This is a genomic window from Acidovorax sp. 107 (assembly GCF_003058055.1).
GTDB lineage: Bacteria > Pseudomonadota > Gammaproteobacteria > Burkholderiales > Burkholderiaceae_C > Acidovorax.
In genome coordinates this window covers 628,831-648,003 of sequence record NZ_QBTZ01000001.1, presented here as the reverse complement: position 1 = coordinate 648,003, position 19,173 = coordinate 628,831, and the positions used below count along the sequence as shown (strand labels likewise).

The 19,173-nt window shown below is 66.1% G+C and carries 20 protein-coding genes; 9 read left to right on the top strand and 11 right to left on the bottom strand.

All coding sequences use genetic code 11. The features are described 5' to 3' along the window. Positions 1-8: 8 nt before the first annotated feature. The gene (locus C8C99_RS03110) at positions 9-839 is read right to left on the bottom strand and encodes an SDR family oxidoreductase (RefSeq protein WP_108627019.1); all 831 of its coding nucleotides are present in this window, start codon (positions 837-839) and stop codon (positions 9-11) included. Positions 840-928: 89 nt separating this feature from the next. Between C8C99_RS03110 and C8C99_RS03105 the strand changes: the two genes are divergently transcribed. The 5 genes from C8C99_RS03105 (at position 929) to C8C99_RS24010 (ending at position 4,310) form a co-directional block, all read left to right on the top strand. After that, a complete protein-coding gene (locus tag C8C99_RS03105; protein ID WP_108624925.1) occupies positions 929-1,681 on the top strand; it encodes an IclR family transcriptional regulator in 753 nt (250 codons plus the stop codon). 45 nt (positions 1,682-1,726) lie between these two features. Next, positions 1,727-2,095, top strand: coding sequence for a hypothetical protein (locus C8C99_RS03100; protein ID WP_108624924.1), 369 nt, complete (start codon positions 1,727-1,729; stop codon positions 2,093-2,095). A 330-nt stretch (positions 2,096-2,425) separates the two neighbouring features. Then, the gene (locus C8C99_RS03095; RefSeq protein WP_108624923.1) at positions 2,426-3,394 is read left to right on the top strand and encodes an MBL fold metallo-hydrolase; all 969 of its coding nucleotides are present in this window, start codon (positions 2,426-2,428) and stop codon (positions 3,392-3,394) included. After that, a complete protein-coding gene (locus C8C99_RS03090; protein ID WP_108624922.1) occupies positions 3,372-4,034 on the top strand; it encodes a histidine phosphatase family protein in 663 nt (220 codons plus the stop codon). Before C8C99_RS03095 ends, C8C99_RS03090 begins: the two co-directional genes overlap by 23 nt. Before the next feature lie 105 nt (positions 4,035-4,139). Next, a complete protein-coding gene (locus C8C99_RS24010) occupies positions 4,140-4,310 on the top strand; it encodes a hypothetical protein (protein ID WP_015015224.1) in 171 nt (56 codons plus the stop codon). Positions 4,311-4,395: 85 nt separating this feature from the next. Here C8C99_RS24010 and C8C99_RS03085 read toward each other — a convergent pair whose 3' ends face one another. From C8C99_RS03085 to C8C99_RS03070, 4 genes are all read right to left on the bottom strand, one after another. Further along, a complete protein-coding gene (locus C8C99_RS03085) occupies positions 4,396-6,933 on the bottom strand; it encodes a PAS domain S-box protein (RefSeq protein WP_108624921.1) in 2,538 nt (845 codons plus the stop codon). 1 nt (position 6,934) lies between these two features. After that, on the bottom strand, positions 6,935-7,732 hold the full coding sequence (locus C8C99_RS03080) for an ABC transporter substrate-binding protein (RefSeq protein WP_233247150.1): 798 nt from the start codon (positions 7,730-7,732) through the stop codon (positions 6,935-6,937). A gap of 81 nt (positions 7,733-7,813) precedes the next feature. Then, positions 7,814-8,509: an HD-GYP domain-containing protein gene (locus tag C8C99_RS03075; RefSeq protein WP_233247298.1), complete on the bottom strand. Its 696-nt coding sequence runs from the start codon at positions 8,507-8,509 to the stop codon at positions 7,814-7,816. A 77-nt stretch (positions 8,510-8,586) separates the two neighbouring features. After that, positions 8,587-8,958 (bottom strand): response regulator transcription factor, encoded by a 372-nt coding sequence (locus tag C8C99_RS03070; RefSeq protein ID WP_056639415.1) that lies wholly within the window; start codon positions 8,956-8,958, stop codon positions 8,587-8,589. A gap of 148 nt (positions 8,959-9,106) precedes the next feature. Here C8C99_RS03070 and C8C99_RS03065 point away from each other — a divergent pair, with 148 nt between their 5' ends. The 4 genes from C8C99_RS03065 to C8C99_RS03050 all read left to right on the top strand — a co-directional run bounded on the left by C8C99_RS03065 (position 9,107) and on the right by C8C99_RS03050 (position 11,866). Beyond that, positions 9,107-9,778 (top strand): response regulator, encoded by a 672-nt coding sequence (locus tag C8C99_RS03065; RefSeq protein WP_199226306.1) that lies wholly within the window; start codon positions 9,107-9,109, stop codon positions 9,776-9,778. Next, positions 9,775-10,509: a response regulator gene (locus C8C99_RS03060; protein WP_108624919.1), complete on the top strand. Its 735-nt coding sequence runs from the start codon at positions 9,775-9,777 to the stop codon at positions 10,507-10,509. Before C8C99_RS03065 ends, C8C99_RS03060 begins: the two co-directional genes overlap by 4 nt. Positions 10,510-10,657: 148 nt before the next feature. Continuing rightward, positions 10,658-11,347 (top strand): glutathione S-transferase family protein, encoded by a 690-nt coding sequence (locus C8C99_RS03055; protein ID WP_199226304.1) that lies wholly within the window; start codon positions 10,658-10,660, stop codon positions 11,345-11,347. Positions 11,348-11,362: 15 nt separating this feature from the next. Beyond that, a complete protein-coding gene (locus C8C99_RS03050) occupies positions 11,363-11,866 on the top strand; it encodes a low molecular weight protein-tyrosine-phosphatase (RefSeq protein WP_108624917.1) in 504 nt (167 codons plus the stop codon). An 18-nt stretch (positions 11,867-11,884) separates the two neighbouring features. Here the strand turns inward: C8C99_RS03050 and C8C99_RS03045 are convergent, their stop codons facing one another. From C8C99_RS03045 to C8C99_RS03020, 6 genes are all read right to left on the bottom strand, one after another. After that, on the bottom strand, positions 11,885-12,958 hold the full coding sequence (locus C8C99_RS03045) for an XdhC family protein (RefSeq protein ID WP_056639423.1): 1,074 nt from the start codon (positions 12,956-12,958) through the stop codon (positions 11,885-11,887). A 29-nt stretch (positions 12,959-12,987) separates the two neighbouring features. Continuing rightward, positions 12,988-13,620, bottom strand: a complete 633-nt coding sequence (locus C8C99_RS03040; protein ID WP_108624916.1) for a CoxG family protein — start codon at positions 13,618-13,620, stop codon at positions 12,988-12,990. Positions 13,621-13,704: 84 nt separating this feature from the next. Then, positions 13,705-14,919: a VWA domain-containing protein gene (locus C8C99_RS03035; protein ID WP_108624915.1), complete on the bottom strand. Its 1,215-nt coding sequence runs from the start codon at positions 14,917-14,919 to the stop codon at positions 13,705-13,707. Positions 14,920-14,929: 10 nt separating this feature from the next. Beyond that, positions 14,930-15,856 carry a MoxR family ATPase gene (locus C8C99_RS03030; protein ID WP_108624914.1) on the bottom strand — a complete coding sequence of 309 codons (927 nt, stop codon included), beginning with the start codon at positions 15,854-15,856 and terminating at the stop codon, positions 14,930-14,932. Between the two features lie 109 nt (positions 15,857-15,965). Then, entirely contained in the window at positions 15,966-16,757 is a 792-nt protein-coding gene (locus C8C99_RS03025) for a xanthine dehydrogenase family protein subunit M (RefSeq protein ID WP_108624913.1), read from the bottom strand. A gap of 11 nt (positions 16,758-16,768) precedes the next feature. After that, positions 16,769-19,156, bottom strand: coding sequence for a xanthine dehydrogenase family protein molybdopterin-binding subunit (locus C8C99_RS03020; RefSeq protein WP_108624912.1), 2,388 nt, complete (start codon positions 19,154-19,156; stop codon positions 16,769-16,771). Positions 19,157-19,173: the final 17 nt, after the last annotated feature.

Genomic DNA, 19,173 nt, shown 5'->3' with positions numbered 1-19,173 from the left:
TTTCTCTCTCAGGTGTCGATGTTCTTGTCGGCGCGCACGGGCAACCCCGGAATAGCGGTGGCCCCCGCCTCGCCCACGCGCGGCTTGCGTGGCTGGCCCAGCAACAGCCGGTCGTGCAGGGCGTCAGGCAACAGGTTCAACAGACGCGCCAGCCAGCCGATGCGCGCGGGTAGCACGATGTGGGTGCGCCCCCGGGCCACAGCGTCCAGCAAGGCACGCGCCGCGTCCTCGGGCTCCAACAGGCCAGGCATGGCAAAACGGTTGCCTGCGGTGAGCGCGGTGCGCAGATAGCCGGGGCTGACCGTGCTCACCACGATGGAATCGCTGCGCAGCTCGGCACGCAGACTCTCCAGGTAACGGATCAGCCCGCCCTTGCTGGCGCAGTACGCACCGTTGCCCGGCATGCCCCGCCAGCCCGCAATGCTGGCCACACCCACCAGCGCGCCGCGCCGCTGCGCGCGCAGGGCTGCCACAAAGGGCTGGAAGGTGGTGGCAGCGCCCAGCAGGTTGATCTCCAGCATGCGCCGCATCACCGCCAGGTCGGCGGCCTGGGCAGTGTCAAAACCACCGGCCACCCCCGCATTGGCGATGACGAGGTCCGGCGTCCCCCGCCGGCCCATCCAGTCGGCGGCCATGGCCTGCATGGCGGTGGTATCGGCCACATCGGGCCCATAGACGGCGCAGCGCTCTGGCGCCAGCGCGGCCAGGGTCTCCAGCACGGGCCGGTTCAGGCCCACCAGTGCCACGGCAGCGCCCTGGCCAATCAGCTCGCGCGCCAGCGCCTGGCCCAGCCCGCCACAGGCGCCGGTGAGCACTACGTTCTGGAAAAAGGCGGTCATGAAGCTCCCGGTGAATTGGGTTTGCAGCTTAGCCACAATGCTGAACAATCCCGAAATGTTTTATGAATTCGTCTCGAATTCCGAGATTTATGACCAACACACCGCCCAGCCTGCGCCTGTTTGAACTGCTGGAAACGATGTGCGCGCACGGCCAGCCCTTCAGCCTGGGCGATGCCATCGAGGCCACCGGCTGGCCCAAGCCCAGCGTGCACCGCATGCTGGGCCAGCTGGAATCAGGCGGCCTGCTGGCACGCGAGCCCGACGGGCGGCGCTACACCCCCGCGCCGCGCCTGCTGCGCCTGGCCGAAAGCACGCTAAGCGCGGGCACCCAGCATGGAGTGCGCCACGCTGTGCTGCGGCAACTGGTGGCGGACATTGGAGAAAGCTGCAACCTCACGGCGTTGAGCGGCGCAGAAGTGATCTACCTGGACCGGGTGGAGTCAGCCTTTCCGCTGCGCATGGAACTGCGGCCAGGCACCCGCGTGCCCATCCACTGCTCGGCCAGCGGCAAGCTGTTTCTGGCCCACCTGTCGCCCGCACGCCGGGCCGCCATCCTCCACGGCCTGCCCCTCACCCGCCACACCGCCACCACCCTGACCGACCGCGCCGCATTGGAGTCCGAGCTGGAGCAGATCCTGCGACAAGGCTATGCCACCGATGCCGAGGAGTTTGTGGACGGCCTCGTCTGTGTGGCCGTGCCCGTGATGACGGGCGGACGGCGGCAAGTGCGCAGCGCCGTGGCACTGCAGGCACCTGCGGCCCGCATGCCACTGACGCGGGCGCTGCAACTGGTACCCCGGCTGGGAGAAGCCGCACAGGCGCTGGGCAGGACCTGGGCTTGAGCCATCACGCAGCAACCCCCCACGCATTCACCACCTGCTCTCACCATGCAACTGAACTACCTCGACTTTGACTACAGCGAAGACGCTGATGGCAACGGCACCCTGGATGCCATGGCCAGCGTCCTGCCCGCACAACTGCCTGCTTTGCAGAGTGAGATCGCCGCCGTGCTGGCCTGGGCGCATGCACATTGGCCTGGTGCCTGCGCACCGCTGGAAGACGGCGGCGCCTGGCACTACGACCTGCATGGCGTGCAAGAAGTACAGAGCCCGCTGACTTTCTCCTTTGACGAAGCGACCGGGCACCTGCACACGACCACAGGCAGTGCCGCGCCACCACGCACCACGCTGACCCTGACCCTCAGCGGCAGCAGCGACTTCTGCACCGCGTTGCGCGAAGCCTCTGAGATGGAATGAGCTTCCTCTTCACGACCCGTCTCCCCAAGCCAGACCAAAGGGTTAAGGATGTCCTGCATCACCCTCGCGAGTCGGTGATAGTGCGGATCGGGACAGGCCGCAAGGCGTCTTTTTGCAGCCAATAGCCGAGCTATTGGCAAAAAAAGCAACGCAGCGGATGGCCCGAGGCCGCGCTATCACAGACCGCAGGGAGTGATGCAGGACATCCTTATCCCCAATTAACGACAAAAAGCCCCACGTTGCAAACAGGTTAGTGCGCCGACACACGCTTTCCTGAGGCTTGACGTTACAGTTGCGACTCATTAGTTCAACCTGAGACTTGAGAGTTTCATGCTGTCACGCCGTCACTTCTTGGGCGCGAGCCTGGCCACCACTGTTTACGCTGCGGGCTCATTCGTGCCCGTCTGGGCTCAGAACGCCCCCAACTTTGGTACGCCCACCCTGCCCAGCCCGGGCTTCAGGCGGATGAAGGTGGGCGATGTGGAAGTGATTGCACTGAACGACGGCATCACACGCCGCCCCCTGGGCGAAGAGTTTGTGAAGAACGCGCCGCTGGCCGAAGTGCGTGCGCTGCTCGCATCGCAGAACCTGCCCACCGACTACATCGACGTGCCCTACACCCCGTTCCTGGTGGTGGCGGGGGCGCGCAAGATCCTTATCGACACCGGGCTGGGCGAGTTTGGCGGCCCCACCACCGGCAAGCTACTCGAAAGCCTGCGTGCCGCTGGCATGCAGGCCTCGGACATCGACACCGTGCTCATCAGCCACTTCCACGGCGACCACATCAACGGGCTGCGCAACAAGGCGGGCGAATGGACCTTCCCCAAGGCCAAGGTGATGGTGCCTGCGGCGGAACACGCCTTCTGGATGGACGATGTGCGCATGGCGGCAGCCCCCGCTGGAATGAAGGGAGCTTTCGAGAACGCGCGCCGCACCTTTGCGACCATGCCGGCCGACACGCTGGTGCGGTTTGAAGCAGGCAACGAGGTTGCCCCGGGCATCCAGTCGGTGGCTGCCTATGGCCATACGCCAGGCCACACGCTGTTTGAGCTGAAGTCGGCAGGCCAGAACTTCTTCTATGTGGCAGACCTGACCAACGTGCCCGCGCTGTTCGCGCGCAACCCCGACTGGGCCGTGACCTTTGACATGGATGCCGAGGCAGCCCGCAAGGTACGGCGCGAAGTGTTTGCACGCATCACCGCCAACAACGCCATGCTGGGTGGCTTCCACTTCCCGTTCCCCGCGTTTGGCCGCATGGGGGCATCGGGCAATGGCTATGCCTTCCAGCCTGCGGCCTGATATCGACGCTGCCGAGGGTCCTGCGAGCACGGACGGCGCACGCCTCACGCGGCGCACTCTGCTAGGCAGGGGCGCGGCGGGCGCAGTGGGTGGCGTCCTGGGTGTCGCGGCCTTGCAGAGCTGGGCCGCCCAGGAGGAGGGAGCAGAAGCCTTGCTGCGCCAGGGTGGCGTGGTGGCGTTGTACCGCCATGCACTGGCCCCTGGCACGTTCGACCCGCCGGGGTTTCGCCTGGGCGACTGCGGCACCCAGCGCAACCTGAACGACGAAGGCCGGGCCCAGGCACAGCGCATTGGCGAATGGTTTCAGGCGCGGCGATTACAGCCGACCAAGGTGTTGTCCAGCCCGTGGTGCCGGTGCATCGACACAGCCACGCTGGCCTTTGGCACACCCCAGGTCTGGGCGCCGCTGGGCTCGCCACGAGGCTATCCGGAGACGACCGGAGCGGCCCATCTGCGCGCTCTGCGCGAGGCGCTGGCCGCAGCCTCTGCGCGTGGCGGCCGGTTTGAAGTGTGGGTGAGCCACATGTTTGTGCAGGCCGATCTGGCGCATGACAGCACCAGCTCGGGCGAGGCACTCATCCTGCGCCATCAGGGCGGCGCTGCCCCGCAGGTTCTGGCGCGATGGGCACTGCCCGGCTGAACCTTCAGCCCCTTTCCTTGCAGGGCGTGGTGCCACCCGTTTTGGGGCCCGCAATGCACCTGTGGCCTAATATGGCCCTTTTCTCCACTTTCTCAGAGACCAATCATGGGCAACAAGATCGTCACCGAAGCAGACCGCAAGCGTACCCCCCAACCCAAGCCACTGCCCGGCGTGACGCTGAACACCCCCGGCCGCGGCCAGCGCGTGAGCCTGGAGCGTGGTGTCGCCACGCGCAGCAAGAAGAACCCTGGCAAGCGTTCGCGCAAGGGCGGCTGATCGGCCCCTCGGGGCGCTGCGGCGTCCCGCCAGCATCTACAAAAAAGCCCTCATCCGAGGGCTTTTTTGTGGGTGATGTGCCGATTCATTGCAGCGGGGCGGGCATGGTTTCGACCTGCCCTCTGGCGGGCAGAATGATGTGAAACGCGGCGCCGCTGGCAGGAATGTTCTCAGCGAAGATCCGCCCGCCCATGGCCTCGACGATCTTGCGGCAAATGGCCAGGCCCAGGCCCGTGCCGCCCGAGCCATCCTTGGTCTTGCTCGACTGCACAAAGGCCTCAAAAATGCTGTGCAGCTCTGATGGGGGAATGCCGGGGCCTTCATCGCGCACCACCAGGTGGGTCTGGCCCTGAGGATCCGCGTAGCCCTCCAGAGTGATGGTGCTGCCGGGGGGCGAAAACTTGATGGCGTTGGCCACCACGTTACGGATCACCTGCTGAAAGCGCAGCGGGTCTGCCCTGGCCACCAACGGGGCATCGGGCATGCGCAAATCCATCATCAGGTGGCTGCGCTCCAGCAAAGGCTCCAGCTCGCGGATCACAGGGCGCACCACGCCGCGCAGGTCAATGCGCTCCATATGGAACGTGCCCACCGTGCTCTCCAGCTTGGAGACTTCCAGCAGGTCGTTCACCAACGTGAGCATGCGCTGGCCTGCGGAATGGACATCTTCAAACATGCCCGCCAGCTTGGGCTGGGCGCGACCGCGCAGCATGCCCAGTTCGGCAAAGCCCAGAATGGACTGCAGCGGCGTACGCAGCTCGTGGCTCATGTTGGCCACAAACTCCGACTTGGCGCGGGACGCCTCTTCGGCCGCGTCGCGGGCCTCCTGGGTGGCACGCTCGGCCTCACGGAACTCGCTCACATCCATCAGGATGGTGAGCACGCCGGTGACCTGGCCATGCTCATCGGCAATGGCGGCCTTAGCCAGGCGCGTGTCGCGGCGCGACCCATCGCCATGGCGTACCGGTGTTTCAACCAGGGCACGCCCACCCCAGCGCAACAACTGCTTGTTGGCCGACTCATGCACCTTGACTTCATCGGGCGGCAGACACTCACCCACGGTCTTACCCAGCACGGCGGAGCGTGTACGGCCTTTGTATTCCTCCCAAGCCTTGTTCACGCGAACAAAGCGGTCCTGCGCGTCGGTGACCGAGATGGGCAGCGGGTTGGTCTCCAGCAGCAGGTCCTGAAACGCAATCTGCGCCTGCAGTTGCTGCTGGGCCATCCAGCGCTCGGTTTCATCCACCGCACTGCCTGCAAAGCCGATCACACCCCCGGCAGCCACCAGAGGTACCACCGCCACCTTGAACATCATCTCCTTACCCTCTGCCGAGCGGGACAGTACCTGGCACACCCGCACCCCATCGGGAGATCGGGAGTCAATGGCCCGGGCCACGTCACTGCGGCTTTGTGGCTCCACCAGGTCATACAGGCGTTTGCCGATGGCACGGTCGGGCGAGGTGCCGGTCATGACCGTCCAATGGGCGTTCACATAGGTGATCACGCCCTGGACATCCGTGCGAAAAATCAGCTCTTGCACGCTGCGCATCAGCACCGACAGATCCCGCTCATTGCGGGCAATACGAGCCTGCGCTGCATCAATAGCCCGTCGCGCCCGCTCGCGGGTGCGCATGCCCCGCCATACCGCAAAGGTCAGGCCCAGCACCAAGGCCACCATTGCCAACCCGATGCCAATCAGCGCACGGGCATCCGTCAGCCAGCGCTGCACGGCCGCCTGGTACGAGCTCTCGACCACCACCACCAGCGGCGTGGCCGCAGAGGCGCGAAAGCTGACAATCTGCCGCTCGCCCAGCAGACCCACGCCCAGATAAGTCGCGTGCTCCTGCCGGGGCAGGAACTTGCTGAACACCGGGATGCCGGTCACCTGCTTACCCGCCAGCGAAGCGGCCGCACCCGAAGTGGCGAGCACCTGCCCGTCATAGGAAGTGACCACCGAATCGAATATGTCTGACTCCAGCGTCAGGTGCTGAAAATTGGACAGCGAATCGGGGTTGACCAGCGCCACCAGCACTATCACCTGCCCGGCTTCATTCTTATAGCCATGCATCACCGGAATGAAAGCCACGCCCGCAGGGGCCGCCATCGTTGCCCCCCCAAGGCGCACACTTTGCAGGCTGCGACCCGGCGTAAGGCCACCCAGCACCGCCCGCCCCACCGCCACCGGAGGGCCAAGCCTTGCCAGGTCCACAAAACTCTCTACGTCGCCGGGCAGGGTACTGGCGACCACCCGACCACCGGTATCCACCACCGCCAGGCCGCGCAGAAATGGCAGCGCTGCCAACGCCTGGCCCAGGGCATCCTGCATGCGCCGGGGTTCTGAGACCACTGCCGTGAGGGCTGGCGACGTGGCCAACGACTCCAGCGCCAGCTCGGCCGTCTGCATGGTGCGCGTGGCTTGGTCTTCCAGCACCCGGGCCAGCATGGCGGCATGGTTCTGGTGGCTGATGCGCACCGTACGAAAGTCGTTCACGGCCAACGCACTGACCGCCACCAGCGCCACCAACGCCGACAGCCCTCCGGCAATCAGGACCAGGTGGCTGGTCTGCAACACCCACGCGCGCAGCCGGGTCCAGACCGGTGGAAGCGCCGGTGCACCCGCCATATCAGCGCACCACGATGGCACTCAGGCCATTCTGGGCGGCGGCGCGCTGCAGGCGTCCGTCGGCTTTGATCCGCGTCACAAAAGCATCCACCGCGGCCAGCCAGGCAACATCCCCGCGCTTGACCGCATAGCCATACGGCAGCTCTGAAAATTTCTCGGGCGACTCGATGAGCCGGGCCCAGTCGGCGTTGTCCATCAAGCGCCGACTGTAGGGGTAGTCGGTCATGAACACATCGATGCGCCCCGCCGTCAGTTCGCGCTCGCGCGTGGCAGGCAGCTGGATGCGCACCAACGTGGCCTGCTTGAGCCGCTGGGCCATGATGGGCTCCATAAACGTGCCCGCCTGCACACCCACCAGTACCCCCAGCTTGTCGATGTCGGCCCACTGCCTGATGACCGTATTGGTTTTGGTGGTGATGCCGTAAATGTCGCTGCGCATGTAGGGCTGGCTGAAGGCGAGTTTGTCCATGCGCTGGGGCAACATGCCAATGGCGAACATGGCCACATCGCACCGGTCCTGATTCAGGTCGTCAATGAGGGTGGGAAAGGATGAGTCCACGTACTCCACCCTGGCCTTGAGATCGCGCGCCAGCTCGACGGACAGATCAATATCGATGCCCCCGAGCTGCTGCGTGCGCGGGTGGCGGTAGGTCACACCATAGTAGTCCGGCCAGACGCACACACGCAGCACCGACTGGCTCTGCACACGGTCGGCCACCGGCCCTCCGAGGGCAGTGGCGGCACTCGCGGCCAGGGTCAGGCCCGTTGCGGTCAGCGCCCACTGTTTCAGCCACTTCATGGTCATCATCATTGAGAATCCTAAGGTCAACAAAGGCTGGGGCTTCTGCGTCAGCCTCCCGGTCAGGGGCAGCAAAAGGGGTCAGGGGGCGTCGATCAATGCATCGAACGACGGGCATTCCTGCGTGATCTTGCACCGCAGCGCATCGATGGTCTCGGCATGCGCCAAAAACGTGTCCACGATCACCGGATCAAAAGCACGGCCGCGCTCGGCTGCCAGCATCTCCAGCGCCACATGCACCGAAAACGCGGGGCGGTACACCCGGTCCATGGTCAGTGCGTCAAAAAAATCCACCACGGCGGTGATGCGGCCCGACAGCGGAATCGCCTCTCCCGACAGGCCGGCAGGGTAGCCCTGGCCGTCATAGCGCTCGTGGTGCGTGAGCGCCACGTCGGCCGCCATGCGAAACACGGGAATGTGCGAGCGCCCCAGAATCTCTGCACCCATGGCTGCGTGGCAGTTCATGGTCTGGCGTTCTTCGGGCGTGAGCTTGCCGGGCTTCTTGAGCACGCTGTCCGGGGTGCCGATCTTGCCGATGTCGTGCATGGGTGCGGCCTTGCGCAGCATTCGCGCATAGCCTGCGGTCTGCCCCAGGGCAAGGGCCAGCGCTTCGGCCAGGTAGCCAATGCGCACGATGTGCACGCCGGTGTCGTCGTCCTTGAGGTCGGCCGCTGCCGACAGGTGCAGCAGCGCCGCATGGTGCGCTCGGGTGACCTCGCGCAGGGCTTCGTTGCGCTCGCGGTACATGCGTCCGAAGTCGCGCACAAACCGCTCCATCTGCGCCGCGGCAGCCTCGTCAAAGCAGCGCGCGTCGATGGGTGGCAGGAGCGCCGGCTCCGATGACAACACGGAGGTCACTGCGCCGCCTCCATGCGGTAGATGGTCTCCAGCACCTGCAGCGTGCTGAAAGGCTTCATCAGGTAGTCGTCAGCGCCCGCTGCGAGGCCCGCCTCCTTGTCGCCGGACTGGACCCGGGCCGTCAACATGATCACCTTGGTGTGACGCATACCGGGATCGGACTTGATGCGTCGGCACACGTCCAGGCCGGTCAGCGTGCCCGGCATCATGACGTCGAGCAGCACGATATCGGGGTGGAGCTCGCTGGCCAGCACCCAACCCGCATCGCCCGTTGCCGCTTCGTGGATCTCAAAATCATCAAATTCCAGCGTCATCTTGAGCAGTTTTCGGATATCGATATGGTCTTCGACGATGAGGATTTTTTTCATGGCGGTAGCCCTCGTGGGGCATGAGAAACAGCAGGAGGACACAAAAAACCACAGTGGGGCGATTTTTTGCGATTGAGCGAATCATATCAATCATTTTTATCAAATGCAAATTATCGCCAAATGAAAATTAGAGGAAAATGCGGGATCTATGCAATCTGACAACCCTCTCGCGGAACGCACCATGGCAGACCACTACACCACGCTCGAAGTCGCCAAGATGCTCGGCATGGCCGTGCGGTCTGTGCAGCTGATGGTGGACCGCAACGAGCTGGAGGCCTGGAAGACCCCGGGGGGACACCGCCGCATCTCGCGCGCGTCGGTAGAGCACTGGATGGCCGCCCATGGCGCTGGCGGCGCCACGCAGTTACCAACGGCTGGCTCGCCGGGGGCCAGCCGCCCTCCCAAGGCGCCGGCCGGTCCCGCCAAAGGGCGTGCGCCGCAAATCCTGCTGATCGAAGACTCGGTCCATTTCCAGAACCTGGTTGGTCTCATCGTGCAGCAGCACTTTCCAGGGGCGCAGCTGCATGTGGCCAACGATGGCATTACCGGCCTGGCGCTGTACGGGCAGACGCAGCCCGAGGTGCTGATCGTTGACATCCTGCTGCCAGGCATCGATGGCGCCACCTTGATCACCACGCTGCGCTCGCACCCCCAGTTTGCGCGCAGCCACCTCATCGTGGTCACCTCGCTCGACGAGCAGCAGCGCGAGCCTTACGCCTTTGCCTTGCAGGGCGTGAAGGTCATTCACAAGCCCCGGCTGGTGGCAGAGCTTCCCGGCGCGCTGGCCGCGTGCATACCTCAGGCCCAGGTGCCCGCATGAGCACGCCCAAGGTCCTGCTGGTGGAGGACGACAGCTCCATCGCGCGCTTTGTGCAGATGGCGCTGGAAGAGCTGCCCATCGAGCTGGTGACCTGCACCAACGTGCCTGACGCCATGCGTGCGCTGCATGCCGGGCGTGTGGAACTCATCATCACGGACCTCATGCTGCCGGGCGAGTCAGGCATTGACTTGGTTCAACGACTGCTGCAGGAGCCTGTGCAGGGACGCAGCATCCCGGTGGCGGTGTTCAGCGCGGGCCTGACGCCGCCCGTGCGCGAGCAACTGCAAGCCATGAAGGTGTGGCGCATGGTGTCCAAGCCCGCATCGGTGGCAGCGCTGGAGGCCTGCGTGACCGATGCGCTGGCTCTGACATCAGCGACCCCAGCCTGCGTACCGGCTGCGGCGGCCACGGCCCCCGATACGGCGTCTGACGACGAGGCGCAGGCCATTGCCACACACTTTGCCGGCGACGAATTTCTGTTCAAGGCCTACCGTGCCAGTTGCCTGCAGCAGTTTGCGGCTGACGTGCGCCAAGGCGACGCCGCCTGTACCGCACAAGACTGGCCCGCGCTGCGGCGCCTGGCACACAGCCTGGCCACGGTGCTGCTCACCTTGGGCCATCCGGCCCAGAGCGTGCGCGCACGCCAGCTGGAAAACACGACGGCCCAGTCGGCCGCCGAGCCGTCCCTTGAGCACTGGCGCCTGCTGCGGACATTCCTGCTGCAGCTCTAAGCCCCAGCACTGAGTGAAGGCGCACGGGATATAGCCCCCGTTGGTATACCGGCCCAAGGCCTAAGCGAAGCCTGCCTGCGGACGGGCGCCCTGCCCCGGCACCTACCATGAAGGACAGGGTCCCTGGGGCCGGCATAAGATGGCGCCCATGATCACCCTGCACCACCTCGAAACCTCGCGCTCACAGCGCATACTCTGGCTGCTGGAAGAGCTCGGCGTGCCCTACGAGCTCAAGGTCTACGCGCGCGACAAAGCCACCAAGCTGGCCCCGCCTGCGCTCAAGGCCATTCACCCCCTGGGCAAGTCGCCAGTCATCACGGATGGCGATGAGGTGATTGCCGAGTCGGGCGCCATCATCGAGTACCTGGTTGAAACCTACGGCGAGCAGGCCCGGGGCGACCTGGCCCACCTGCAGCCCGCGCCACGCACTGCCGAATACCGCCAGTGCCGATTCTGGATGCACTATGCCGAGGGCTCGCTGATGAACTGGCTGGTGATGAAGCTGGTGTTCAAGACCATCCCCACCCAGCCCATGCCGTTCTTCGTGAAGCCCATTGCGCGCGCGCTGTGCGGCACGGTGCAGCAAAAGCTCATCGACCCCAACGTGGACACAGCGCTGGCGTTCATTGAAGAGCACCTGGGCACCCACCGCTGGTTTGCCGGGGAGCACCTGACCATGGCGGACTTTCAGATGAGCTTTGCGGTTGAGGCACTGATGTCCCGCGCCAACGACGCAAGCCGCTGCCCGCGCCTGCAGGCCTACCTGGAGCGCATGCATGCCCGCCCGGCCTACCAGCGCGGCATTGCCAAGGGCGGCCCGGTGGTGATCGGGGCCTGAACGCAGGCGACCACTATGTCTCGTTACGCGATTCTTTTCGTGTGCATGGGCAACATCTGCCGCAGCCCCACAGCCCACGGCGTGTTCCGCCACAAGATCACCCACAGCGGCCTGGCCCACAGCGTGGTGGTGGACTCGGCCGGCACACACAACTACCACCCCGGCGAGCCGCCCGACACCCGCACCCAGCGCCACGCGGCGCAGCGCGGCTATGACCTGTCGGACTTGCGGGCCCGACAGATCGCGGACGCGGACTTTGCGCGTTACGACCTGATCCTGGCCATGGACTGGGACAACCTGGCCCTGGCGCAGGACCTGTGCCCCCCCGCACACGCGCACAAGCTGCGGCGCATGACGGAGTTCTGCCTGCAGTTCGACAGCCCGGTGGTGCCCGACCCTTACTACGGCGGCAGCCAGGGTTTTGAAGAGGTGCTGGACCTGGTGGAAGACGCCTGCGAAGGGCTGCTCAGGCATGTACGGCGGCAGCTGCAGGCGGAGGTGCCGCCGGTGCAGCACTGACCTCCGGGACGAACCGAGCTACCGCACGCCGCACACCAGGGCGCTGGGGTCGTTGTGGGCCAGCTCCCGGTCGTTCTTGGCCTGGGCCACTTCCATGTCGCGCGGCAAGGTTACGCCGTTCTTCACGGCCAAAATCTCGGCCATCACACTCACCGCAATTTCGGGTGGTGTCTTGCTGCCGATGTAGATGCCAATGGGCCCGCGCAGGCGCTGCAGGCTGGCTTCGGTCTGGTCAAAGTGCTCGATCATGCGGTCCCGCCGCGCCTCGTTGTTGCGGCGCGAGCCGATGCCGCCCACGTAGAACGCCTCGGTGTTCAGCGCCTCCAGCAGCGCCAGGTCGTCCAGCTTGGGGTCGTGCGTGAGGGCCACCACGCAGGTGCGGCGGTCGGGCTTGAAGGCCAGCACCACATCGTCGGGCATGTCGCTCACCACCGTAGCGCCGGGCACGCTCCAGCTGCCCCGGTACTCCTCGCGCGGGTCGCACACAGTCACGGCAAAGCCGTTGAACAAGGCCATGGTGGCCAGGTACTCGGTGAGCTGCCCTGCGCCGATGAGCAGCATGCGGTACTCAGGGCCGAAGGTGTTGGTGAGCTGCTGTGCATCCACCTTGAGATCCTCGGGCGCCTGAGTGGGCGCCAGGGTCACGGCCCCGTCAGACAAGCGCACGGTGCGCTGCACCAGGCGCCCGGCGGCCAGCTGGGCAATGAGGTCCGCCAGCAGTGCGGGATCGGGGTCGTACTCCAGCAGCAGCTCCAGCGTGCCCCCGCAGGGCAGGCCAAAGCGGTGGGCCTCGTCGGCGCTGACGCCGTATTTGACGAACGATGGCGGGCCGCTGGGGATGCGGTGGTCTGAACCGTCTGCCGCCGCGCCCGCCTGTGCATAGGCGCGGGTGTGGCGGTCGATCAAATCGTCTTCAATGCACCCGCCCGACACCGACCCCACCACCGCGCCGTCTTCGCACAGCGCCATGATCGAGCCCACGGGCCGGGGCGACGAGCCCCACGTGCGCACCACCGTGGCCAGCAGCGCACGGCGCCCTGCGGCCCGCCAGCCCTGCAGCGTGCGCAGCACGACGACGTCCAAATTTTCCATGACTCACTTCCTTCCGCTGCCCCGAACAATCAGCCCCGATTGAACCACCAGGCCAGCAATACGAGGGCCGCCACGCCAACACCCCACACCCACGCAGGGATACCGCCGCCCTGGGTGGCGCTGCCCTCTTCCACGGTGCCTGGCTCGGTGATGGCATCGGCACTGGCCGCTGCATCTGCTGGGGCAGCTTCAGCGCGCGGAAAGCGGCGCTGCATCTCGTCGTCAAACCGCTTGAAGAAGTCCTCGGCCATGCTTTTGGCGGCGCCGTCGATGAGGCGCTGGCCCAGCTGCGCGATCTTGCCGCCCACCGAAGCGTGCACGGTGTAGTGCAGCTCGCAGCTGGCCAGCCCGGCCGCATCGGCGGGCAAGGGCACCAGCTTGACTTGGGCGTTGCCCTTGCCAAAGCCCGCCACGCCGCCGGAGCCATCGAAGGCGATGTTGTAGCTCTCGGGCGGCACGATGTCAGACAGCGTGATCTTGCCCGCGAACTTGGCGGACACGGGCCCGATCTTGAGCGCCATGGCCACCGAATACTGGTTCTCTCCCGTGGGCTCGACCTTGTCGCAGCCGGGAATGCACAGCTTGAGCACCTCGGGGTCGTTGAGTGCCTCCCAGGCCTGTTGCTGGCTGACGGCAAGGGTTCGGCTGGCTTGCATTTCCATGGTGGGTCCTCTCGGTCTTCAATTGGTGTGGATGTTGTGGGAATTCAATCGGTCCGCTGCATGGCTGGGCTCGATGCGGCGCCGTCATTGCCATAGCACGCTCGCCAGGCTGGCGGCCAGGTCCTTCAGGTGGCTCAGGTTGTGCACGGCCACCATGCCGTGGGCTTGGCGGTGCAGGGCCGACGCACCCCGCGCCGTGGGGGCATACCCCTCGTAGCGCAGCAGGGGGTTGAGCCACAGCAGGCGGCCACAGTGGCGGCGCAGCCAGGCCAGCTCGTGCTCCAGCACCTCGGGCGTGCCCGTGTCCAGTCCGTCGCTGATCAGCAGCACCAGCGTGCGCCGCCCCACCAGGCGCCGCGCGTGCTGCAGGCGCAGCTGGCCTAGGCTGTCGCCCATGCGGGTGCCGCCCGCAAAGTCGGTGATGGCCTGGCTGGCTGTCTCCAGCATCGCATCCGTATCGGCCAGGCGGAAGGCGGGCGTGAGGTCGGTCAAGCCGGTGCCAAACGCAAACACGTCACGGCGCACGGCGGCGCCGGTGTGGCGCGGTGCGGTGGCCGCGTGCAAAAAGGCCAGCAGCAAACGCGCGTAGCGCTCCATCGATCCCGACACATCCACCAGCACCAGCAGTGGCAGCGGTTGCTGGCGCCGCTGCAGCAAGGGGATATGCAGCACCTCGCCCCCACTGCGCGCCGCATGGTGCATGGCGCCGGGCCAGTGCGGGCGGCTGCCGCGTGCGCCCGGCCGGGTGCGGCGGGCGACGTAGTGCGGCAAGGGCAAGGGCACGTCACGCGCCAGGCGCTCCACCAGGATGTATTCGCTGGCCGAGAGCTGGTTGAAGTCAGCCTGCCGCAGGCGCTGCAGGTCGCTGGCCGTCATGGCGGCGTCGAACTCGATCTTGTCTTCTTCGCGTGCAGGCGGCGCATTGCGTGCAGCGCGCACGGGCGCCAGTGCCTCGCTCACACGCGGGCGGCGTTTGACGGGCTCGGCCTTGGACTCGGCGCTGGGCAGCATCTGTGCCAGCAGCTTCTGTGCGACGTTGGGATTGCGAAAGTAGGCGTCAAACAGCTCGCGGAACACCAGGCGGTCTTGCTCGCGGCTGACCAGCACGGCCTCCAGTGCGGCGCTGAAGTCCTCGCGCTGCAGGCCCACCAGCATCACCGCCTGCTGGGCCAGCGCCATGCGGGCAGCGTCCACCCGCACGCCAGCGCGGCGCAGCGTGCGGCCAAATCCGCTCAGGTTGTCGGCCAGCTTGCCGGTGCGGGCGTCGCCGAGTTGAGAGAACATCGCGCCCTCGGCCATCGGACGGCTCTCATGCATCGGCATCAGCGGGTTGCAGCAACTGCACCGCCATGTCGCGGGTGAGCGCCGCGACATCCTCGCGCTGCTTGAACAGGATGCCTGCCGTGTCGGACACCACCTCGGGGTCCACCACGAGGGTGTCCAGCGCGACCAGCGCCTTGGCCCATTCCACGCTCTCGGCAATGCCCGGTGCGCGCTCGAAGGCGTTGGCAAATGGCTGGCTGCGCAGCCGGCCCACAAACTCTGCAACCTGCACGGCCAGCGCCTCGCTCGCACCCGGCACCTGGGCGCGCACGATGGCCAGCTCACGCTCGCGCTCGGGGTAGTCCAGCCAGTGGTACAGGCAGCGGCGCTTGACGGCGTCGTGCAGGTCGCGTGTGCGGTTACTGGTGAGGATGGTGACGGGCGTGGCCGTGGCGCGCACGGTACCAATCTCGGGAATGCTCACCTGGTACTCGCCCAGGTACTCGAGCAAAAAGGCCTCGAACGGTTCGTCGGCGCGGTCCACCTCGTCGATCAGCAGCACGGCGCCCGGTGCTGACGCCTGCAGCGCCTGCAGCAACGGGCGGCGGATGAGGTAGCGGTCTTGGTACACCTCGCGCTCCACCTGCGCCATGTTGGCACCGTCCTGCCCCTCGGCCGCACGCATGTGCAGCAGCTGGGCGGCGTAATTCCACTCGTACAGCGCCTCGCGCTGCTCCAGGCCGTCGTAGCACTGCAGACGGATCAGGCTGCGCGAGAGCACTTCCGAGAGGGCCTTGGCCAGCGCCGTCTTGCCCACGCCGGGCTCACCCTCCAGCAGCAAAGGCCGCTGCAGCTTGAGCGCCAGAAACACCGCCGTGGCCAGACGACGGTCGGCAAAATAGCCCACGCTCTGCAGGGCCTGCACCAGGGCGTCGATGGAAGCCGGAACCGGCGCGGCGTTCAACGAGTTCATTGCTATCCAATTCATAGCTGCCAGCGCATATGGTTCTAGCGCTAGCAGCCAATTTCACTCAAAAACCCACCACCGGGTGCCGCACCGCAGTGGCGGGGTTGCCCTCATGTCATCCCAGCATCTGCTGCACAGCGCGCTGGGTTTGCACACTGATGAGGTTGGCGCGGTAGGCAGCGCTGGCGTGGATGTCGGCGTTCAGGTCGCTCGCGTCGATCTTCACGCTGGCAGCCGACTGCGGCGTGAAGCTCTGGTTGAGCGCCGCCTCCAGCCCCGCATGGCGGAACACGCTGCTGGCCGCACCGGTGACGGCCACGCGTACGCCGCTGTCGGTCTGCGCCACAAACACCCCCACCAGCGAGAAGCGCGATGCCGCCTGCTTGAACTTCATGTACGCATCGCGCTTGGGGATGGGGAAGCGGATGGCGGTGATGATCTCGCCCTCCTCCAGCGCCGTGGTGTACATGCCCACGAAGAAGTCGTCGGCTTGGATCTCGCGGCGGTTGGTGATGACCGTGGCGCCCAGGCCCAGCACCGCGCTGGGGTAGCAGGCGGCAGGGTCGTTGTTGGCCACCGAGCCCCCCAGCGTGCCGCGTGCGCGCACCTGGCGGTCGCCGATGTGAGCGGCCAGGTCGGCGAGGCCAGGAATGGTGGATTTCACATCCGCACTGGCCGCCACGTCGGCATGGCGTGTCATGGCGCCGATGACCAGCGCGTTGCCTTCGCGGCGGATACCCGCCAGCTCGGCAATGCCGTTCAGGTCCACGATTTTTTCGGGGTTGGCCAAGCGCAGCCGCATGGACGGCAGCAGGCTTTGCCCACCCGCAAGCAGCTTGCCGCCCTGGGCGATGAGCTGCGCGGCCGCAGCGGTGGAGGAAGGAGCCTCAAAGGTGAATGCGTACATGGTTGATCTCCTTATGCCTTGGCGGACTGAATGGCTTCCCACACGCGATGCGGCGACGCGGGCATGTCGAAGTCCTTCACGCCCAGGGGCCGCAGCGCGTCCAGCACAGCATTGATCACCGCCGGTGGCGAGCCGATCGCCCCGGCCTCGCCGCAGCCCTTGGTGCCCAGCGGGTTGTGGGTGCAGGGTGTACACACATGGCCCAGCTTGAACTCGGGGAAGTCGTCAGCGCGTGGCATGGCGTAGTCCATGAAGCTGCCGGTGAGCAACTGGCCGGTTTCGCGGTCGTACACGCAGTTCTCCAGCAGCGCCTGGCCAATGCCCTGCACCAGGCCGCCATGCACCTGGCCTTCCACGATCATGGGGTTGATGATGGTGCCGAAGTCGTCCACCGCCGTGAACTTGTCCACGCGCGTGCTGCCGGTGGCCGGGTCCACCTCCACCTCGCAGATGTAGGTGCCTGCCGGGAAGGTGAAGTTGGTGGGGTCGTAGAACGCGGTTTCGTTCAGGCCCGGCTCCAGCACATCCAACGGGTAGTTGTGCGGCACGTAGGCCGCCAGCGATACCTGGCCGAACGGAATCTTCTTGTCGGTGCCCCGCACGGTGAATTCGCCGTTGGCAAAGTCGATGTCGGCATCGCTCGCTTCCATCAGGTGCGCGGCAATCTTCTTGGCCTTGGCCTCGATCTTGTCCAGTGCCTTCATGATGGCCGCCCCGCCCACGCTGATCGAGCGCGAACCATACGTGCCCATGCCGAACGGCACGCGGCCCGTGTCGCCGTGCACGATGTCCACGTTCTCCACCGGGATGCCCAGGCGCGCGGCCACTACCTGCGCAAAGGTGGTCTCATGCCCCTGGCCGTGGCTGTGCGAGCCGGTGAACACCGTCACGCTGCCGGTGGGGTGCACGCGGACCTCGCCGCATTCAAAAAGGCCTGCGCGTGCGCCCAAAGCACCTGCGATGTTGGACGGCGCAATGCCGCAGGCTTCGATGTAGCTGCTGTAGCCAATGCCGCGCTTGAGACCCTTGGCCTCGCTGGCGGCCTTGCGCGCGGCAAAGCCCGCTACGTCTGCCAGTTGCTGCGCCTGCGTCATGCACGCGTGGTAGTCACCCACGTCGTACTGCAGCGCCACGGGTGTCTGGTAGGGCCAGCTGGTGATGAAGTTGCGCTTGCGGATCTCGTCCTGGCCCAGGCCCATCTCCCATCCGCAACGCGTGACCAGGCGCTCCAGCAGGTAGGTGGCCTCGGGCCGGCCCGCGCCCCGGTAAGCGTCCACAGGCGCGGTGTTGGTGAACCACGAATCCACCTCCACATACACCTGCGGCGTGGTGTACTGGCCCGCCAGCAGCGTGGCGTACAGGATGGTCGGCACGGCGCTGGCAAAGGTGCTCAGATACGCGCCCAGGTTGGCGTGGGTGTGCACCCGCATGGCCAAGAACTTGCCGTCCTTGTCCATCGCCATTTCGGCATGGCTCACGTGGTCGCGGCCATGCGCGTCGGAGAGGAACGCCTCGCTGCGGTCGGCCACCCACTTAATGTTGCGGTTGAGCTTCTTGGCCGCCCAGGTCAGGCACACATCTTCGGCGTACAGATAGATCTTGGAGCCGAAGCCACCGCCCACATCGGGCGCAATCACGCGCACCTTGTGCTCGGGCAGGCCCATCACAAACGCCGTCATCAGCAGGCGCTCGACGTGCGGGTTCTGGTTGCTGACGTACAGCGTGTATTCGTCGCTCGCGCGGTTATAGCTGCCGATGGCCGCACGCGGCTCCATGGCGTTGGGGATCAGGCGGTTGTTGATCAGGTCGAGCTTGGTGACGTGCGCAGCGTTGGCAAATGCGGCGTCCACGGCGCCCTTGTCGCCGATGGCCCACTTGAAGCAATGGTTGTCGGGCGCAATGTCGTGCAGCGCAGCACCTGCCACAGCGCCCGATGCGGCGTCGGCCACGTTCACCACGGCAGGCAGCACGTCGTAATCCACCTCCACCAGCTCGGCCGCGTCGCGCGCCTGCTGCTGGGTCAACGCCACCACCATGGCCACGTGGTCGCCCACGTAGCGCACCTTGCCCTGGGCCAGGATGGGGTGCGGCGGCTCCTTCATGGGTTCGCCGTTGGTGCTGGTGATGAGCCAGCCGCAGGGCAGGCCGTTGATGTTGTCGGCGGCCACATCGGCGCCGGTGAACACGCCCAGCACACCCGGCGCGGCCTTGGCGGCGTCGATGTGGATGCTGTTGATCTTGGCGTGGGCGTGCGGTGAACGCACGAACACCGCATGGCTCTGCGCAGCCAGCACCACGTCGTCGGTGTACTGGCCCGCGCCAGTCAGGAAGCGGTAGTCTTCCTTGCGCTTGAGCGATTCGCCGATGTGCGGCAGCTTGGAAAAGTCGGATGCACCCATGGTCTTGTCTCCTTGGA

Bases quoted from the DNA above. Each gene is read 5' to 3' on its own strand.
- C8C99_RS03105 (WP_108624925.1), top strand. From the start codon at position 929: ATGACCAACACACCGCCCAGCCTGCGCCTGTTTGAACTGCTGGAAACG.
- C8C99_RS03040 (WP_108624916.1), bottom strand. From the start codon at position 13,620: ATGGAAATGCAAGCCAGCCGAACCCTTGCCGTCAGCCAGCAACAGGCC.
- C8C99_RS03095 (WP_108624923.1), top strand. From the start codon at position 2,426: ATGCTGTCACGCCGTCACTTCTTGGGCGCGAGCCTGGCCACCACTGTT.
- C8C99_RS03055 (WP_199226304.1), top strand. From the start codon at position 10,658: ATGATCACCCTGCACCACCTCGAAACCTCGCGCTCACAGCGCATACTC.
- C8C99_RS03030 (WP_108624914.1), bottom strand. From the start codon at position 15,856: ATGAACTCGTTGAACGCCGCGCCGGTTCCGGCTTCCATCGACGCCCTG.
- C8C99_RS24010 (WP_015015224.1), top strand. From the start codon at position 4,140: ATGGGCAACAAGATCGTCACCGAAGCAGACCGCAAGCGTACCCCCCAA.
- C8C99_RS03090 (WP_108624922.1), top strand. From the start codon at position 3,372: ATGCCTTCCAGCCTGCGGCCTGATATCGACGCTGCCGAGGGTCCTGCG.
- C8C99_RS03065 (WP_199226306.1), top strand. From the start codon at position 9,107: ATGCAATCTGACAACCCTCTCGCGGAACGCACCATGGCAGACCACTAC.
- C8C99_RS03025 (WP_108624913.1), bottom strand. From the start codon at position 16,757: ATGTACGCATTCACCTTTGAGGCTCCTTCCTCCACCGCTGCGGCCGCG.
- C8C99_RS03080 (WP_233247150.1), bottom strand. From the start codon at position 7,732: ATGAAGTGGCTGAAACAGTGGGCGCTGACCGCAACGGGCCTGACCCTG.
- C8C99_RS03020 (WP_108624912.1), bottom strand. From the start codon at position 19,156: ATGGGTGCATCCGACTTTTCCAAGCTGCCGCACATCGGCGAATCGCTC.
- C8C99_RS03060 (WP_108624919.1), top strand. From the start codon at position 9,775: ATGAGCACGCCCAAGGTCCTGCTGGTGGAGGACGACAGCTCCATCGCG.
- C8C99_RS03110 (WP_108627019.1), bottom strand. From the start codon at position 839: ATGACCGCCTTTTTCCAGAACGTAGTGCTCACCGGCGCCTGTGGCGGG.
- C8C99_RS03085 (WP_108624921.1), bottom strand. From the start codon at position 6,933: ATGGCGGGTGCACCGGCGCTTCCACCGGTCTGGACCCGGCTGCGCGCG.
- C8C99_RS03070 (WP_056639415.1), bottom strand. From the start codon at position 8,958: ATGAAAAAAATCCTCATCGTCGAAGACCATATCGATATCCGAAAACTG.
- C8C99_RS03035 (WP_108624915.1), bottom strand. From the start codon at position 14,919: ATGGCCGAGGGCGCGATGTTCTCTCAACTCGGCGACGCCCGCACCGGC.
- C8C99_RS03050 (WP_108624917.1), top strand. From the start codon at position 11,363: ATGTCTCGTTACGCGATTCTTTTCGTGTGCATGGGCAACATCTGCCGC.
- C8C99_RS03045 (WP_056639423.1), bottom strand. From the start codon at position 12,958: ATGGAAAATTTGGACGTCGTCGTGCTGCGCACGCTGCAGGGCTGGCGG.
- C8C99_RS03075 (WP_233247298.1), bottom strand. From the start codon at position 8,509: ATGGAGCGGTTTGTGCGCGACTTCGGACGCATGTACCGCGAGCGCAAC.
- C8C99_RS03100 (WP_108624924.1), top strand. From the start codon at position 1,727: ATGCAACTGAACTACCTCGACTTTGACTACAGCGAAGACGCTGATGGC.